Origin of the sequence: Pontiella agarivorans (genome assembly GCF_034531395.1) — a bacterium.
GTDB lineage: Bacteria > Verrucomicrobiota > Kiritimatiellia > Kiritimatiellales > Pontiellaceae > Pontiella > Pontiella agarivorans.
In genome coordinates this window covers 741625-758829 of record NZ_JARVCO010000002.1, presented here as the reverse complement: position 1 = coordinate 758829, position 17205 = coordinate 741625, and the positions used below count along the sequence as shown (strand labels likewise).

The 17205-nt window shown below is 49.3% G+C and carries 10 protein-coding genes; 2 read left to right on the top strand and 8 right to left on the bottom strand.

Annotated elements, in window-relative coordinates; all coding sequences use genetic code 11:
* The first annotated feature begins 1 nt into the window (after window position 1).
* Window positions 2-784: a LysM peptidoglycan-binding domain-containing protein gene (locus P9H32_RS03020; protein ID WP_322607387.1), complete on the top strand. Its 783-nt coding sequence runs from the start codon at window positions 2-4 to the stop codon at window positions 782-784.
* A gap of 206 nt (window positions 785-990) precedes the next feature.
* On the top strand, window positions 991-3462 hold the full coding sequence (locus tag P9H32_RS03015) for a glycogen/starch/alpha-glucan phosphorylase (protein ID WP_322607386.1): 2472 nt from the start codon (window positions 991-993) through the stop codon (window positions 3460-3462).
* A gap of 51 nt (window positions 3463-3513) precedes the next feature.
* Here P9H32_RS03015 and recD2 read toward each other — a convergent pair whose 3' ends face one another.
* From recD2 to P9H32_RS02975, 8 genes are all read right to left on the bottom strand, one after another.
* Window positions 3514-5670: an SF1B family DNA helicase RecD2 gene (recD2, locus tag P9H32_RS03010; protein WP_322607385.1), complete on the bottom strand. Its 2157-nt coding sequence runs from the start codon at window positions 5668-5670 to the stop codon at window positions 3514-3516.
* 23 nt (window positions 5671-5693) lie between these two features.
* Window positions 5694-5945 (bottom strand): FmdB family zinc ribbon protein, encoded by a 252-nt coding sequence (locus P9H32_RS03005; RefSeq protein WP_322607384.1) that lies wholly within the window; start codon window positions 5943-5945, stop codon window positions 5694-5696.
* 77 nt (window positions 5946-6022) lie between these two features.
* On the bottom strand, window positions 6023-7102 hold the full coding sequence (locus tag P9H32_RS03000; RefSeq protein ID WP_322607383.1) for a transglutaminase domain-containing protein: 1080 nt from the start codon (window positions 7100-7102) through the stop codon (window positions 6023-6025).
* Between the two features lie 32 nt (window positions 7103-7134).
* Window positions 7135-8085: a YbgA family protein gene (locus tag P9H32_RS02995; protein WP_322607382.1), complete on the bottom strand. Its 951-nt coding sequence runs from the start codon at window positions 8083-8085 to the stop codon at window positions 7135-7137.
* A gap of 121 nt (window positions 8086-8206) precedes the next feature.
* Window positions 8207-9049 carry an AraC family transcriptional regulator gene (locus tag P9H32_RS02990; RefSeq protein ID WP_322607381.1) on the bottom strand — a complete coding sequence of 281 codons (843 nt, stop codon included), beginning with the start codon at window positions 9047-9049 and terminating at the stop codon, window positions 8207-8209.
* Window positions 9050-9390: 341 nt separating this feature from the next.
* Window positions 9391-11301: a hypothetical protein gene (locus P9H32_RS02985; RefSeq protein ID WP_322607380.1), complete on the bottom strand. Its 1911-nt coding sequence runs from the start codon at window positions 11299-11301 to the stop codon at window positions 9391-9393.
* Window positions 11302-11576: 275 nt separating this feature from the next.
* Window positions 11577-13517: a hypothetical protein gene (locus P9H32_RS02980; RefSeq protein ID WP_322607379.1), complete on the bottom strand. Its 1941-nt coding sequence runs from the start codon at window positions 13515-13517 to the stop codon at window positions 11577-11579.
* A gap of 76 nt (window positions 13518-13593) precedes the next feature.
* Window positions 13594-17097 (bottom strand): VPS10 domain-containing protein, encoded by a 3504-nt coding sequence (locus P9H32_RS02975; RefSeq protein WP_322607378.1) that lies wholly within the window; start codon window positions 17095-17097, stop codon window positions 13594-13596.
* Window positions 17098-17205: the final 108 nt, after the last annotated feature.

Sequence of the window (17205 nt, the reverse complement as noted above, 5' to 3'; positions counted from 1 at the left end):
GATGAACAGGTTCATTCCCATGTTATTGGTTGGTGTCATGACGCTCGCAGGATGCGGGAAAAATTCGGGATCGATTGAGGAGCGAGAAGAGCGCGATCCAAATGTTCTGTCAGGGCAGCAATATATGGAACAGGGCAATTATGACGCGGCCATTCAGGAGTTCAAGACGGCCTTGGAGCAGGAGCCTTTGATGGCACGGCCGCATCTCGATCTGGCCATTATTTACCAACAGCACAAAATCAATTACATCCATGCGATTTATCATTATGACCGCTATCTGGAACTGCGTCCTAATGCGGAAAAAGCAGGTTTTATCGAAGAACAAAAACTGAAAGTGGCGCAGGCGCTCGCCAACACGCTGGTAAATAATTCACCGGAAGTGAAAAAAGTGATCCAACAGCGGAGCACCCTCATTCAGCAGAACAACGACCTGAAAAGACAATTGGCCGATGCCCTTAAAAAGAAATCCGTCGCGCCGGTTACCACCACCCCGACTACGGCCAGCCAAACCGTCACGCCGAAACGCAACACCGAGTCAGTGACTCAAGCCGTACCGAAACCCACCACCTCTATTGTTCCGGCTGGAACCACTCAGGTGCCTACCAAACCGAAACACCAGATTTATCATGTGGTCGGCGGCGATACACTCACAAAAATTGCCACTAAATTTTACGGTGATTCCGGTAAGTGGGATATCATTTATGAAGCCAATAAAGGCATGATGCGCAGCCCCGGCGATCTGAGAGTTGGTCAGACACTGGTCATTCCCTCTATTCAAAACTAATTTACCACGAATCTTCAAAAAGCCTGAAACGGAGTCCTGTGCGGACTCCGTTTTTTGTTTTGATACGGCTAAAAAATATAGGCCTATATGCTTCTGCTTCACGCTTTCGGATGATTTTCTTTTAGGGTCAACGGGCTTGCATCCCATAGGGGGCTGGGCTATCAAAGGCTCAGTTGCGAATAAAATATGAAGGGTTAAAAATTAAAATGTCACACTTCAAAGACAACATGACCGCTGAACAACTCGCCGAACGGGCCCTCTTCCACCTCAAGTACAGCCGGGGTAAGGATCTGCGCGCCGCCACCACGTTCGATAAAATGATGTGCTTTTCCCATGCCGTGCGCGATATGGCTGTGGACGGCTTCATTGCAACCCAACGCCAGTATCTCGACCAGGATGTGCGGCGCGTCAATTATCTGTCGATGGAATACCTGATCGGCAAAATGCTTTCTAATAATGTCTATGCACTGGGCATTGAGAAAATTGCCTGCGAGGCGCTCAAGGCCCTTAATATTACGACTGAAGAGATTCTTGCTCTTGATGTCGAGGCCGGCCTTGGTAATGGCGGGCTCGGCCGTCTGGCCGCCTGCTATCTGGATTCGCTGGCCACTAAAGAATTGCCGGCATACGGCTACGGTATACGCTATGAACACGGTATTTTCCGTCAGGAGTTTGATCACGGCTGGCAGAAAGAACGGCCCGACGAATGGCTGGCTCTCGGTTACCCTTGGGAACTGATCCGACCGGAATACACCCTGCCGGTCTGTGTCTATGGCCGCGTGAAGAAAAATTTCCGGCCTGGTCAGGGAACGGCGGATGTATGGGAAGACTTCCAGGTTTTTGAAGCCGTTCCCTACGATGTTCCCATCATCGGATATCAGGTTAACACTGTAAATATGCTTCGTCTCTGGAAATCACAGCCGGCCGAAGGCTTCCGCCTTGATGTCTTTAATCAGGGCGACTATGTGCGTGCGGTTGAAGAAAAAAACTGGGCGGAAAATGTATCAAAAGTTCTGTACCCTTCGGATTACACCTACGCAGGAAAAGAGCTGCGGCTGATTCAGGAATATTTTCTGGCTTCCTGTTCCGTGCGGGACATCATCCGTCGCTACAAAAAAAATCACAGCGACTACAGTAAATTTGCAGAAAAAAATGTCATTCAGCTCAATGACACCCACCCCACTCTGGCCATCGTTGAGCTGATGCGTGTGCTGCACGATGAAGAGCAAATCCCCTGGGATGATGCCTGGGACATCACAGTTAGCACATTCTGCTACACCAACCACACCCTGCTGGCTGAAGCGCTTGAAAAATGGACGGTTGATTTGCTGCAGCGGGTCCTTCCGCGCCATATGCAGATCATCTTCGAAATCAATCACCGCTTCCTGCAGAAAGTGGAACTCAACCATCCCGGTGATGGCGACCTGATGCGTAAGGTTTCCCTGATCGAAGAGGGACAGCACAAACAGGTACGCATGGCGAACCTCTGCGTAATCGGCAGTAATAAAGTCAACGGAGTTTCCGCGCTGCATTCCAATCTGCTGAAAACCAATACCATGCCGGAATTCAATAAAGTTTATCCGGGCAAATTCACCAATGTGACTAATGGCATCACGCACCGTCGCTGGCTGATCAAAGCCAACCCGGAACTTTCCGAACTGATCTCTGAGAATATCGGTGAAGACTGGAAGCTGGATCTTGCTGAATTGAATGCCTTTGAAGCCTATGCCTCGAAACGCGCTGTTCAGAAGAAATTCATGGAAATCAAGCGACAGAAAAAAGTCGAACTCTGCCAGACCATTAAGGAATTGACCGGCTATATTGTGAGTCCTGATTCTGTGTTCGATGTGCAGATCAAACGTCTGCATATGTACAAGCGTCAGCTGCTGAAAGCCATGCATATCATCCATCTTTACAACAAAATCAAGGCGGACCCGAAGACCAAGATTCAACCGAAAACCTTCATTTTTGCCGCCAAGGCTGCGCCAGCCTATCTGATCGCCAAGTCGGTCATCAAGCTGATCAACACCATGGCGGAAGTGATCAATAATGATGTTGATGTGGCCGGCCGCCTGAAGGTGGTTTTCCTGCCGGACTACAATGTATCGCTGGCCGAAAAAATCATTCCGGCAGCAGATATCTCAGAACAGATTTCCACGGCCGGACTTGAAGCATCAGGCACTGGAAATATGAAACTGTCGCTGAACGGCGCACTCACCGTCGGCACCTGGGACGGAGCGAATATCGAAATTGCACAGAATGTTGGGGAAGACAATATCTTCATCTTCGGCAATCGGACAGAAGATCTCGCGGAACTGGGCCGTAAAGGATATAATCCATGGGCTTATATGGATAAGTCGGAAGATCTTCAGGGGGTTCTTGAAGCACTGCGCGATAACAGCTTTGATCCATCAGAGCCCGATCTGTTCAAAGATCTCTATAACGAGGTTACGGAGCACGGCGATTTCTATTACTATCTCGCCGACTATGAGGATTACATCAAATGCAACGAAGAGGTCGACAAACTCTACGCCAAACCGACCAAATGGGCGGAAAAAGCGATTCTGAACGTTGCACGCATGGGCTGGTTCTCTTCCGACCGTTCCATTCAGGATTATGTCGATGACATCTGGCATCTGAAAAAAACACCGGTCGATATGACTGATGACATCTCCTGACGGTATATCCTCTCCAAACCTTGAAAACGCGTCCCGGTCGGGACGCGTTTTTTATGCATACTCTTTCAGGCGCTCTGCCAATGTGGTGATACGGTCTCGCGATTCAGCGCGAATAATTGATAAGCCCAGAGCCTTTTTAGTGCCGAGCAGAATGACGAGTTTTCTGGCCCGGGTGAGTGCCGTATAAATCAGGCTTCGCTGCAGCAATACAAAATGCTGGGTATGCACCGGAATCACAACACACGGATATTCGCTGCCCTGACTTTTATGAATCGTGATGGCATAGGAAAGTACCAGTTCATCCAGTTCGCGAAAATCGTACACCACCCGGCGCCCCTCAAAATCAACCACCAGTTCAGAAGATTCATTGTCGAGAGCTGTAATCCTACCGATATCGCCGTTGTAGACATCTTTATCGTAGTCGTTTTCCGTCTGCATCACCTTATCCCCCACGCGATAGATCATGCCGAAGCGTTCGACTTCGTCACCGCTTGAATTGAGCAGTCCCTGCATAGTTACATTCAGGTTGCGTGCTCCCAGATCGCCCTTCTGCATCGGGGTCAGAATCTGAATATCATCCATCGGCTCGAAATGAAACTTTTTCGGGATATTCTGTTTCACCAGCTTCCCGATAAGACCCAGGGCCTTTTCCGGCTCTTCGGCCTCAATAAAATAGCAGTCACTTTGCTCCCCCTCTTCCGGAAATTCCGGGGCTTTCCCCTGATTGATCAAATGCGCATTGGTTACAATCCGGCTGCTGGCGGCCTGCCGGAAGACTTCATCAAGATGCGCCACCGGCAATGTTTTTGAGCGGATAATATCCTGCAGCACCCGCCCGGGTCCCACACTCGGCAACTGATCGGCATCGCCCACGATCACCACGGCGGCGTGCAGCGGCACAGCATCCATCAACTGTGCCGCAAGTACCACATCAATCATGCTCGACTCATCCACAATCAGGACATCGCACTCCAGCGGATTCTCAGAATGATGAATAAACCCGCCGGTTCCCGGATTAAACTGCAGCATCCGGTGAATGGTTTTGGCCTCCATGCCTGTGGTTTCGGCCATGCGTTTTGCAGCCCGGCCTGTCGGAGCACACAGCTGCACCCGCATTTTTTTTGCTTTAAGAATCATCAGAACTGAATTCACAAGCGTCGTTTTTCCCACGCCGGGGCCGCCGGTTATAACCATTACTTTCGACCGCACCGACATCCGGAGCGCGTTGCGCTGTGCGTTGGCCAGCTCGATCCCGCTTTTTTGCTGGACCCAGGACAGCGCTTTTTCAAAATCAATATCCGGACACGGGTGACGGCCCTTTTCCAAGGCCTGGAGTTTTTTGGCCAGTTCAATTTCGGCAAAAAACAGCTTCGGCAAATAGATCAGATCCCTGCCCCGGATATCCTGCTTCTGGATCAACCGTTTACTGTCGAGCAGATGTTCGAGGGCATTATCAATGATATCGAGATCAATATCGAGCAGTTCCGCCGAACGCGAAAGCAGATCATTTCGCACATAAGCACAATGCCCGTTTGCCGTAAGTTCGCCCAGGCAGAATTCGAGCCCGGCCCGTGCACGCAGGTCGGAATCTTTGGCAATACCAAGCTTCATGGCAATCTGATCGGCAATCAGAAAACCAATCCCCTTGATGTCGCGCGCCAAACAGTAGGGATCCCGCTGCACCAGCTCAATGGCTTTGTCTCCATAGATTTTATGAATCCGGAACGCCCGCGTTGTGCTGATGCCGTGACTGAACAGGAATGACATAATCTGGCGCACATTACGCTGTTCATCCCACGCTTTTTTAATGTTGTCTTTCCGCTGTTTTCCAATGCCTGGAACTTTCAGCAGCTTCCCGGATGCATTTTCAATCACATCAAAAACATCACGCCCGAAAACGTTCACCAAACGTTTTGCATACTCTTTGCCGATACCCTTCACCATATCGGAGGCCAGATATTTCTCAATACCCTCAAGGGTATCCGGTTTTGACATCCGCAAATGTTTCGCCTTGAACTGCTGTCCATGACGCGGATCCTCAACCCATTCGCCGTCACCGGCCATCCATTCCCCGGGATTCACCGCCGGCACGGTACCGGTTACAGTGACCAGCTCTTTGTGACCGCGCACCTTAACTCTTAAAACACAAAAGCCGTTTTCCTCATTCCGGAAAACGACCCGCTCGATCTGACCGTCCAGTTTATCCATTGAATAACTGCATCATCATGCTCTTAATATTTTTTTTCATACTCGCCTTTACCGAGTTTTTCATAGGTGGTAAAGCCAGCGCTTTTAGCCCGGTCGTGCAGGCCGCTTTCCGATGATCCGACGCGAGGTGCCGAAAGCTGGCGGGTAATTTTACTGCCGCAACGCGGACATGTCTTTTTCGGCGGCGCATCAATCGCTTCCACCTCCTCGAAACCATTTCCACAGTGACGGCAGCTTTTTCCGGGATCAACGGCAGCATATTCTCTAATCGGCATGGTTTGTTTCCTTCCAGTGATTGGAAACAGATATAGCACGGCTTCCAATCATTGGAAAGTCCGCCGCCTGCGTTTCTTTATCGTTGCGGAAGCAACTCAAAAGACACCATGTTTTTTTTGCGCACATCAAAAACCCGCTCAATCCTTAACCGGCTCGCGGCACTGTATCCTATTTGCGCGCCGGGGTCGGCCGGATCCAGTGCATAACATGGATGCCCATCAATATACACATAGGGTTCCACCTTCAACTCAGGATATTTCATATCAAACTGTACCAGCGCAAATACATGGTATGCCGTGAATGCAATGTATGTTTTCAGGCCCACGGATTCGAGTAACGAACAGAGTACCAGGGTCTGATCTTCACAGTCACCCCCACCCGCAATAATCGTCTGAATCGGATCTTTTGCATATTCCACACCGTCATTCGGATCTGAAACATAATAAATTTCATTACTCACAAAACTGAGTAGCGCTTTTGTTTTTTCAAGTTCATCATCGCGGCTGCCAATCACCTCACGCGTGGCCAGAATATTAATCTGTTCGTCGCGGTAATCCACCTTGTTCAGATAATTTACATAATTGCCGGCAATAAGCATGTTGGCCACATCCTGAATCGGGCCGATCCGGAACAAGGCCTGCCCGCACTGATGAATGGCATCCTTGAATTTTAATTCTCCGCTCAGGATCATTTCGCGGTTGTATGCCGTCACAAATATAAACGAAGATAACGCCGCAAGTGAAACCACCTGTATCAATGCCTTGCGGAAAATGACCAGACAGATCAGCGTTCCGCCATACAGTGTAAAAAGAGCAATCTGGCTGTCATCAATCAGGCCGCCCACGAAACGGAACAAAAACAACATCAGCAACATCAGAAAAAAGCTAAGCAGATACGAACGCAGGGGATGCTTGGATTCCTTATCATCGTCATGCCCTTTTGAAATGAAAAGCGCGGCATAAAACAGAAAGCCGCCGCCGAACAGAGTGAAAACTCCGGCAAGTTTCAGCATCAGAGAATCCCAATAGATAAATGCACTCACAAAGAATGCAAAAAGATAAAGGGCGAGAATAAAAAAGGAGGCGCGTTCATCTGTGGTCAGCGGGCGCACCTCCCTGATGCGGCTTCTTTTTTTGCTTTGTTTCTGATCGGTCATGCGGAAGAAGGGCGAAGCCTTTTTATCGAGGGTCAATATATTTGATTACGCAGGCGCAGTTCGGTCGGCCCCGGTTTGAGATAAACCTGCTGCTTCAAGTAGGATTCATCATATTTTCGGATATAATGGTTTAGTAATGTTACGGGTACGATGAGCGGGAAATGACCCGATTTATACGCGGCAACAGTTTCTTGGAGTTCCTGTTTTTCATCACTGTTCAGCTGCTTTTTGAAATAGCCCGTTAAGTGCTGCAGCACATTCACATGTTTTGCCGTGGTTGCGCGTAACCGAAGCGCCGACATCAGCATTTCCAGATATTCCTCCTGAACTGTCGCCAATTTCATTCCCTTCATCTCAGCCACAAGCCTTCCCATAGCCCGATAGTATTGCACACTATGTGCCATCAGCAGATATTTATGCTGCTCATGAAATTTAACCAGACCTCCGCGCGTATTACTTTCCTGCAGCATCCTGCGCCATCGCTGCAACGTAAACACCTGTTCAATAAATCGTTCGCGAAGGGCAGGATCATTCAGCCGCCCCTCCTCTTCAACGGGAATCAGCGGAAACCGTTTCACTAATTCATCCGCATAAATCCCCCGCCCTTTGTTCGAAGGCATTCCCTTTTTTGAATAGACTTTCACACGCTCCATGCCACAGCTTGGAGAACGGCTTTTCAGAATATATCCCCCCAATTCCTCTTTCGACAAGGCAGCAACCCGCTTCCTGCAGTAAGCCTTCATTGAATCAGTCAGATCTTCTCCGCTTTTCGTTTTTACCAGCCGTGGATTTTCCGGATCACCTTCCAGCCGGATCGTCTCACGCGGAATGCCAAGACCAAGCTCTACCTCCGGACAAACCGGTACAAACTCAAACCAGTGCGAAAGCGTTCCTGTGATATAGCTATCCTGTTTATGCTGGCCGTCGAACCGTACCTTTGCACCCAATAGACACGAACTGATTCCAATACGTATTTTTTCCATATTCACCTACCCAGATAAACAGAATACACCCGACATCCTCGCGAAGTCTACGCTGCGTGATGAAATTCGATGGAGCACATCAAACCGTACAGACTTACGCGGCCTGAAATGCAGGGCGGGATTAAAGGTCGCGAAGCATTTTCCGATAACTGCGGGGGGAGACGCCGGCGATTTTACTGAATAGACGCGAAAAATAAGCCGAACTGTGGATGCCGCATTCGGCGGCGATTTCCTGAATCGTCAGATCGGTCGATCCCAACATCAGCTGAGCGCGTTCAATACGTTTTCGGTTAATGAATTCCACCGGGCGGACATTCAAGATCCGGCTGAAAAGATCTGAAAAATAGGTAGGCGTTAAACCGGTCAGATCCGCCAGCGTCTCAAGGGGAATATCACGCCGAAGGTTTTCATCGATATACTGCAGTACCGGTGCGAAACGCCCTTCGAGCTCCTGCTCCTGCAGTGTGGGTTTATGGGAATTATGCAAAAATGTGGAAGCCAGTTGCAATACGATCCCGCGTACCTCGATATTGACAGCGAGCGGGACTTCCGCATGTGCCAACCGGCCAAACGCTTCGGCATGCGGCTCGAGCAGTTTGATCAGGCGCTGGAACAGATGTACATGGTGAGCGGAGGCCTTAAGCGTTGGCTTGCAGCTGCGCAGACTGAACAGATCGGTACCGGTTTCTGTGCGCAACGTGAAACCTACAAAATACTGAATATGAGATTCCGGACAGAAATAGTCCGCCGTCACATAACAGGGAACAAGATGAAGATCTCCTGCCTGCAGCTGATGCTCCCGGCCGGAATGACGGATCACAGCCTCCCCCTCTTCAATGAGAAAAATGCGGGAAAACGGACTCGAAACCCTTGGATAATTCCACTCTCTGGATAGCCGGGAGTGCCCGGTTTCAAAAAGGCTAAGGCGGAGCGATTCAATGTGCAGCTGGTCACTGGTTTTCATGCAAATCCGTGATTAGTTCAAGTTGGATTAATAATACATCTCCGAAGGTTTGATAAGGTAATTCTCGATTTTGTGTGTCTTATCCAATTGATATCGAGACACCGGAAAAGAGCAACGACTTGGAGTGCAAGCAGTCGTAGTGCCGGCATAAAGAATCCGAACCTCATTAACTTCAGCTCCAAAGAGGAGATCCGGAATATGATTCGGGAAACCGGCGATTGAAAATCCTGGTTATTTTTTCTGCCGAAACCGTGACCGCCTCGAACTCCGCCCATTTTTTAAGAAAACCGGGCGGGAGTCCGCCAGACGGTAATTCCAATCGCATAATCCTGGACTCAGCCCTAAAGAGGAACCGACCGTTGCGAAAATTTCGGTCGGGTGGGAGTGATTCGGTCCCCCTTTTCATTGAAGTAATGCCGCCGACCCAGTTTATCCAGCTTATGGCGCACATCGAAGAGGAATGAATGAGATTCTGAATGCTGCACAACCACCCCTCTGGAATCAGTTACCGTGATCAAATAATTTCCACTGTAGCGTATTCCCCGGATGGGACGGTCACCGGGTTTAATGGAGTAGGCCCTTGTTTTAATGGTATCCCCAAGAATCTCGAACACCTGGTCAGGTTGCTCGGAAGGAAAAAACACCTCTTCGTGCTGGTCAAGCATCACCAGCTTATCTCCATCCGTTTCCTTTCCGATGGCATAATATTTGACGGTCAGAGGATGGTTATATTCCGCAGCGCTCTCCTGTTTAAGTCTTACTCCGAAGGTATTATTCACATCGGGTTCATATATCGTCGCATTCCAGTACGGGGTTACCTCAAGTGCAGGAAGACGGCGGGTTTTCGCAATAAAATCGATATTGAACCTCGGCGGCTGCATCAGCTCAATAAAGGTTCGGTCCTCTTCGGAGAGGCTGCTGATAGGCAGTTTTACATTTCTGCGCCCTTTCACCGGTTTTATCGTTACAGTACCGGCGATGCCGGCAACATAGTCACCTTCGAAAGTCTTACCATCCGCGGTGGTCCACACCCGAGATCCTTCATAACTTTCCGAAGAGGGTTCCGGGGCAGGTGCCGGCACCTCTTCTGTGACATCTGCTAAATTGCCGGAAGAGGGTTCGGGGTCATTAGACGTTTTATAGTCACGAAAGATCGGCCCTGAATCCAAATCAAAATCGCCTTCATACGACCGGGCAATGATTTCATCTTTCAGATCCTGGCTAAGTTCCTCCGTTTTAAAGACCGGCAGACACGGGCCTCCATCAAACGGATTTTCCGGATATTCCTTGCCTTCTTCTTCTACACAGAGAATGAAACAGTTCAGTCCGCCGGAAGGAACCGCGACAATAACCTCCATATTTACCGGCTGACCGGCCTTCAGCTCAATCCAGTCTCCGGCAACTGATAAGTTTTTATCCAGGGCATATTTGCGATATACGGAATGGTCAGAAGGGTTCCACAGCGGCAGGGTCATCTGCCAGGGCGTGCCTTCAGGATGGGCAACGACCAGCACAATTTCGTCATCCACGCGTACAATCATTGCATTATCGCCCTGCCCCCAGAATCTGAACTTAATATCCTCCGGATAAACCAGCTCCCCTTTGTAGTGGGCAAACCAGGCATATCCCGGAACATCTTCTTCTCCGAAAGCCTCCGGGGCCATTGCCGCCGGCATTGTCGGGAAGGTAAAGGTCGTTGCATACAACTTTCTGGGAGACCGGTAATATTTGTTCAATACAGATGATCTCCAGTCGTTTTTAACAAATTTAATAATGGCCTCGCAGGTCTCCTCAATACTGATTCCCGGATTTCCGGTTCCGCTTCGCAGACGTTTTGTATCATAAAATGTACCGACGAAATCGTTTCCAATGCTCTGTGAGGTTCCGAAAATCGACAGGTCGCTCGTATCGGGCATAATATCAAATCCGCCAATTTCTCCGGCCAGCCCGTCTGTCATTCCGCTCATTTCAGGGAGTTGAATATCGGGCATATTCGCTTTCTGAACCTTGGTCACAATGCGCGTAGTTGACCTCGGCTTCGCGGTTTTTTTCACCTTCACTTTCGGCTTTTTAAGCTTCATTTTCGGGCGATCTACCGGTTTCGGAGGAATAAACTTTTTTTCCTCTTTCTGCACAACAGAAAAGACAACCAGTAACCCCGCCAAAGAAAATGCAGCCGCGTGAATGATCAAACTGAGTAGAAAACCACTCGGTCCGCCTTTATTTACCCTCAACGACTTGTTTTTTTTCATTATCGCCCTTCTTCTGTGAGTACATTAACAAACAGTTAGAAGGAAAATATTCAATTCTTTTCAACCTGTCAATCGCTCTTTTATAAGGTCGACAGAGCCTTGAAATAAGGTTCCATATATCGCTTTTTGCTATACTGCATATGATTACGCAGCTGACTAAACCGAATTTGCCCGATCTAATTGCTCAAACCTCTTTAGTCTGCGGCATTTCGCCCGCTTCATTTATCGGCAATATACAGGGACTTTATGTTATCGTTCTAAACCCTTAAACCCCATCAGTTCCAGAACTGTTCCGGTCGATCAAAATCATTCGGTCGTGGCGGGCTTACTCGATTCCCCATTTTATCGAAATGCTTACCGATTGGCAGCACATCAAGATACGGTTTTATATCAATCAGCCAAGTCGGCGAGCAACGCTGCTGAATAATCACACCCCGCTCATCCGTCACTGTCACCAGGTGCCCACCGTATTCAACACCGCGTAAAGGAGCACGGCCATCATCCCGGATCGGAATAATCCGAGTGCGAACCGGTGCGCCGCTGAAGGAAAATTCGTTATTTTTCATTTGTGTAGGAATAATGGTTTCTTCCTGTCGGTCGAGCAATACCCAGTTATTCCCATCCACCTCGGCGCCAATCGCATAATATTTAATCGTCAGCGGGTGATCATATTGCAGAGCCCCTCGTTTTTTCACTCTAACCCCGAAGATATTTTCCTGATCCGGAGGAAGAGGATCTGCATCCCAATACGGAGTAACCTCAACCGTTGGCAACTGTTTGGTGGTACGCCGAAAATCGAGCGTAAATTCGGGTGGACTGAGCAGTTGAATTTGACTGAGGGATGCTTCGGACAGTGTGCCTAATGGAATCTTGATCTGCTTCCCTTTGATGCTTTTAAAGACCGCATTATCCCCCATCGTTACAGTGTATTCGGCTTCGATCACTTTTCCATTCTTCAGAGACCACGCCTGTATTCCGCTTTCCGGCGCTACGGTCGGCTCGACAGCATCTGCCGGAATCTCAATCTTCTCATACCGAAGATGCTCTGGAATATCGGAATTTTCCACCTCGACCCAGCCCCCATTGATGTCATTGAAAACCGGGCCGCCTTCCAGCAACGCATCGGTTTCATGCAACTTGGACCAGATCTGCTCCTTGAGATCGAGGCTCAGTCGTTCGGTTTTGAAGGCATGAAGTTTCGGACCAAATCCAAATGGATTCTTATCGTATTCTTTCCCTTCTACTTCCACACAAAGCAGGAAACAGGTGATCCCTCCGCTCATTTCAGAAACAAGGACTTCCATGTCCTGAGGCTGGCCCGCCTTGAGATCAATCCAGTCGCCGACAACAGCATAGTTATTCCCCAGCGGATAGCGCCGACTCATTGATGGATCCGGCGTATCCCATTGGCTCAAAAAATGGGATTCCACATTTTCATTATTTCCGTTCCATCCCGGCCAGGAGGCTAGATTCACAATTTTTCCGTCAACCCGGACGCAGATCAGGTTGTCACCCTGTGCCCAGAAACGAATACGGGCGTCCTCCGGATAGACCAACTGCCCTTTGTAGTGCGCGATCCAGCCGTATCCCGGAATATCTTTTTCGCCGAAGGCCTCGGGGCCCACCGTGGCAGGTACCTGAGGAAACATAAACGTGGTGGTATAAAGCTTTTTAGGGGATTTATAATATTTACTGAAGGCAGACGGCTGCCACCCTCTTTTCATGAAACTCAAGATCGCCTGAATGGTTTCTTCTCGGCTTATGCCCGCATTGTCAGACCCACTGCGAAACCGCTTTGTATCATAAAATGTGCCGACAAAATCATTCCCGATACTTTGCCCCGAACCGAAAATAGTAACATCAGCCAGATTGGGCATGATATCGAATCCGCCAATATCCCCCACCAGTCCGTCGCCAATACCGCTCATTTCCGGAAGCTGAATGTCCGGCATACTGGCTTTTTGCACTTTTGTGACAATACGGGTTGTCGATCTCGGCTTGGCCGATTTTTTAACCTTCACTTTCGGTTTCTTCAGCTTCATTTTCGGCCGATCAACCGGCTTCGGAGGAACAAATTTCTTTTCCTCTTTCTGAACAACACTGAAAACAACCAGTAAACCGGCTAGGGAAAAAGCTGCCGCATGAATAAGTAAACTGAGAACAAAACCACTTGGCCCGCCCTTATTCACCTTTAGCTTTTTATTCTTGTCTCGCATCAACTCTACCTCTCCGATTAGTTAACGTTAACATAATATCAGATACCATACGGGTCACCTGTCCAAAAGGTTTATCTTAATCCAATTTTACGCGCACACGATAGAACCGGTTTGTCACCACTTCTGGGTCTTCAATGATCACGGTATTTCCTGTCCCTGGAATATTTTCTTTCCACACATCCCAGCCCGATAAAAGGTCTTCGGAAACATCAATGTCATACAACCGGTTTTCGGTGGTTTCAAAAAGCACCTCACTTCCATTTTGTGCTCCAATGCCTGAAGATAAAGCAATGGTAAAAGCCGATGTGGTGTCCGCTGGATCAGAGCCGATGATGTATTCCTCCCGACTGTCAAAACTATCTGCATCAAAATCTGCAAACATACTTTTCTGATCCTGTTCTTTCATCCAGTCCCAGAATAACGGTTCCGGGGCCGTTTCGGTGCGCAGGCCGGAGATGTCGGCCCGGAAGAAACCGGTACCATGCAGACACATCCACAGAATATCCGGATCATGCGGATCCGGCTGAATTTTACGGATACCATCCGGCTGTCCATGACGGTTGTTGATTTTAAACCAGTTTGCCCCGCCATTCACAGAAACGTATCCTCCGGGATTACGCTGTCCCACCAAGGTGTTTTTATGAACGCAGGCCACCACCACATCGGGATCCGCTTCCGATGCTTCAAAATATCGCAGATACGGCATATCAAACAACAGATGCCACGTTGCCCCGCCATCCTGACTCACGTATCCGCCGCCGGTCGTTCCGTTATAATCTCCACAGGCGATATAGATATTTCCGTTTGAATGGAATTTCACATTGTTCACACTCCGAATGCCGGGAGGAATGTCCACCGACTGCCAGTTTGCTCCGCCATTCGTGGTTTTATACAGCCCGCCCGCCAGTCCGTTATGCGTTTCGTTCAAAGCGGCAAAAATCGTCTGGGAATCCGCCGGATCCATCGCCATGCGATAGACGCTGCAACCGGCCGGAAGACCGTTCGTGATTGTGCTGAAACTCAAGCCGCCGTCAGTGGATTTATAAATACCATGCGGGAATGCATCAGACCCGTCACCGAACTGGCGCCCGTTATTCACAAAATTACCCGACCAGCGGGCCCATTCAGAAAAAGGAATACAGAAATAGATCTGATCTGAATTCTGATGATCGATCATTAATGACCGGAAATTAAGCACGTCATTTCCGCCCGGAAAACTGATCAGAGCGGAAACTGAATTCCAGGTATCGCCGCCGTTATCGGAAAACAGCAGTTGTCCTTTATAATCCTGCCGGAAAGGAATCATATATACATGATTCCGGTTCTGCGGATCCGATGCGATGGTTGAAATGGAAAGAGCACTGTTATCGGAAATACTCTGCCCGGTAAGCTGCTCCACCGCAATTGCTCCCGGATAAACCAGATCGCCGTCGTCGGTATTCCGCCAAAGGCCATGCTCGCCACTACCCCAGAGATAGGTGCCCGGCGTTGCGGTTTCCAGACAGAAGGTTTCGCCCGGCAGATTGCTGTTTCCCCGGCCCACCCAATGGCCTGAACCCGGCACGGTTTCATCGTCATCAATCTGCTTCCAGGTTTCACCATGATCGGTCGAGCGCATCATCTGCTGGGCAAAACAGGTGTAGACTTCACCAAGCTGATTACAAAAAACAAAGCGCGGGCCGGACTGGGTATTGTCATGCTCATAGTGTTCCCGGTGAACATGGGCCATCTGCACATTGGCTCCCATCGGTTGAATGGCCCGGGCGTTCCAGTAATCTGAATCCACGCCGTTCACCCAGTACTGCCCTTCGCGGGCCGCGGCGAACCAGTTGGTCCCGCCGTTTTCCGTCATCCAGATATTTCCCGGCGGAAACGCATAGTCGTGCTTGTAATTATGGGACAGATAAATCCGGTCCTTATTGGTCGGGTCAACGGCAATCCGGGTAAACTGACTGAAGGTGTTCGTGGGTTCATCATAAGCCGCATAAAAATCATTGTACGACATTGTCAGTTTATTCCACCACAGCACCGCCCGCCTGAATTTATCGCGATACCCCCAACTGCTGATCTGTGACAGATCAATCCCCAGATCCCCGGTCAGATTTTCCCAGCTGGCCCCGCCGTCCGCGCTGCGGTAAATCCCCCCCGTGGTCTGAATCTCAGATCCGGAGATTTCATATCCTGTAACGGCGAGATAATAGAGCAGAAATTCATCAGCTCCATCGTAATAGAATCCGAGATCGCGCGGCGGGTTTGCGGTCAGTCCGCCCCCGCTGAGCAGAGTCCAGTTCGCACCGCCGTCCGTGCTTTTGAACAATCCATACTGGCAGGCGGCGAAAACCACGTCGGAGTTCCTAGGGTCCACAACAATTTTACTGAAATCTTCATCTCCGTTAGGAAAATTAATTTTCGACCAGGTCAATCCGCCATCGATGGATTTACGAATATATCCGGCGGAATAATTTCCATCGTTGGAATAATGAAGTCCGTCTTTAGTCCAATGGGTGGATTTAATCATCCAATGCTGGCCCGCACCGATGTACCAGACCTGATCATTGTTCGGATCCACCGTAAGCACACTGTGCATCTGCGAATTATTGCTTTCAATATCCAGAACAAAATCCCAGTTCAGCCCGCGATTGGTTGTGGAATAAATTCCCTCTTTCGCCATCATCAGCCCGAAATCCGGATTCTGATAGGAAAATTCAATTCCGGTGATTCCGCCGGGAAGACCGTTGCCATCAGTGTCCTTATACGTATGCCAGTATTCACCGCGATTCAGTGTAACGTGACCATTGCCCATATCGAGCTGATCATACATACAGTCCGGATCTCCGTTATTGATCCAGAATTTATCGATATAGCCGGACATGCCCGGCCCGAAATGCTGCCATTTTACCAGCGGGGAGGATAAGACAACCTCACTCTTCAAGGTATCGAACCAGGCGGTATTCAGCGATGGCAACGGCATGACCCCTTCCGGTGCCAGTTCAAAATAAATATTGTCGATATAAAGATAGTTGTTCAAAACGGTCGAATTCTGATCAATCCCGATAAACGGATAAGCCTCATTTACATCCGTTCCGATAAAATCATCAATTGTGCCGGTATACTCAATATGATGCTGTCCCGCGCTCAGCGTGGCCAAACTCGAATCCGTCGGCCCGTTTCCGCCAACATCGCTGAGCTTGAAACGCGGCTGAATGTCTCCAACCGCCACACCCAGCTCCACCGGAATATAAATATCAAACGAGAAAACATACGTATTGGTGGGTGAAAGCCGGTCAAATGTAAGTTTTGAAGAAGAACGCAAAGCGGAAAATGCATTATCACCGGTTGAAAGCCGAAGAAATCGGCCGGATGCCAGCGTAAAAGCCGTCGCTGCCGAAGCATCCGTTGCTGCGTCCACAATCACGCCGCTCCCCGTGTTAGCCGTCTGAACAACCGTACCCGCCAGCGTTTGATTATTTCCGGAGGTTTCGCCCACAGCTGCTCCCTCAAAGTCTTCGCTCCAGATTACCTGTGCCAAAACGTCAACACAGATCATGACCGATAAAAATGCCAAACTCACCGTCTTCATATAAACCCTCTTTATTTTCCGACATCACAAACGGCATATGCATGCGCCGCTATCCAGTGAACACCAGTATATATGGTTTGTTAGATTTAGTACATGATGTTTACGTTC

Bases quoted from the DNA above. Each gene is read 5' to 3' on its own strand.
- P9H32_RS02990 (WP_322607381.1), bottom strand. From the start codon at position 9,049: ATGAAAACCAGTGACCAGCTGCACATTGAATCGCTCCGCCTTAGCCTT.
- P9H32_RS02980 (WP_322607379.1), bottom strand. From the start codon at position 13,517: ATGCGAGACAAGAATAAAAAGCTAAAGGTGAATAAGGGCGGGCCAAGT.
- P9H32_RS03020 (WP_322607387.1), top strand. From the start codon at position 2: ATGAACAGGTTCATTCCCATGTTATTGGTTGGTGTCATGACGCTCGCA.
- P9H32_RS02975 (WP_322607378.1), bottom strand. From the start codon at position 17,097: ATGAAGACGGTGAGTTTGGCATTTTTATCGGTCATGATCTGTGTTGAC.
- P9H32_RS03000 (WP_322607383.1), bottom strand. From the start codon at position 7,102: ATGACCGATCAGAAACAAAGCAAAAAAAGAAGCCGCATCAGGGAGGTG.
- P9H32_RS03015 (WP_322607386.1), top strand. From the start codon at position 991: ATGTCACACTTCAAAGACAACATGACCGCTGAACAACTCGCCGAACGG.
- P9H32_RS02985 (WP_322607380.1), bottom strand. From the start codon at position 11,301: ATGAAAAAAAACAAGTCGTTGAGGGTAAATAAAGGCGGACCGAGTGGT.
- P9H32_RS03005 (WP_322607384.1), bottom strand. From the start codon at position 5,945: ATGCCGATTAGAGAATATGCTGCCGTTGATCCCGGAAAAAGCTGCCGT.
- P9H32_RS02995 (WP_322607382.1), bottom strand. From the start codon at position 8,085: ATGGAAAAAATACGTATTGGAATCAGTTCGTGTCTATTGGGTGCAAAG.
- recD2 (WP_322607385.1), bottom strand. From the start codon at position 5,670: ATGGATAAACTGGACGGTCAGATCGAGCGGGTCGTTTTCCGGAATGAG.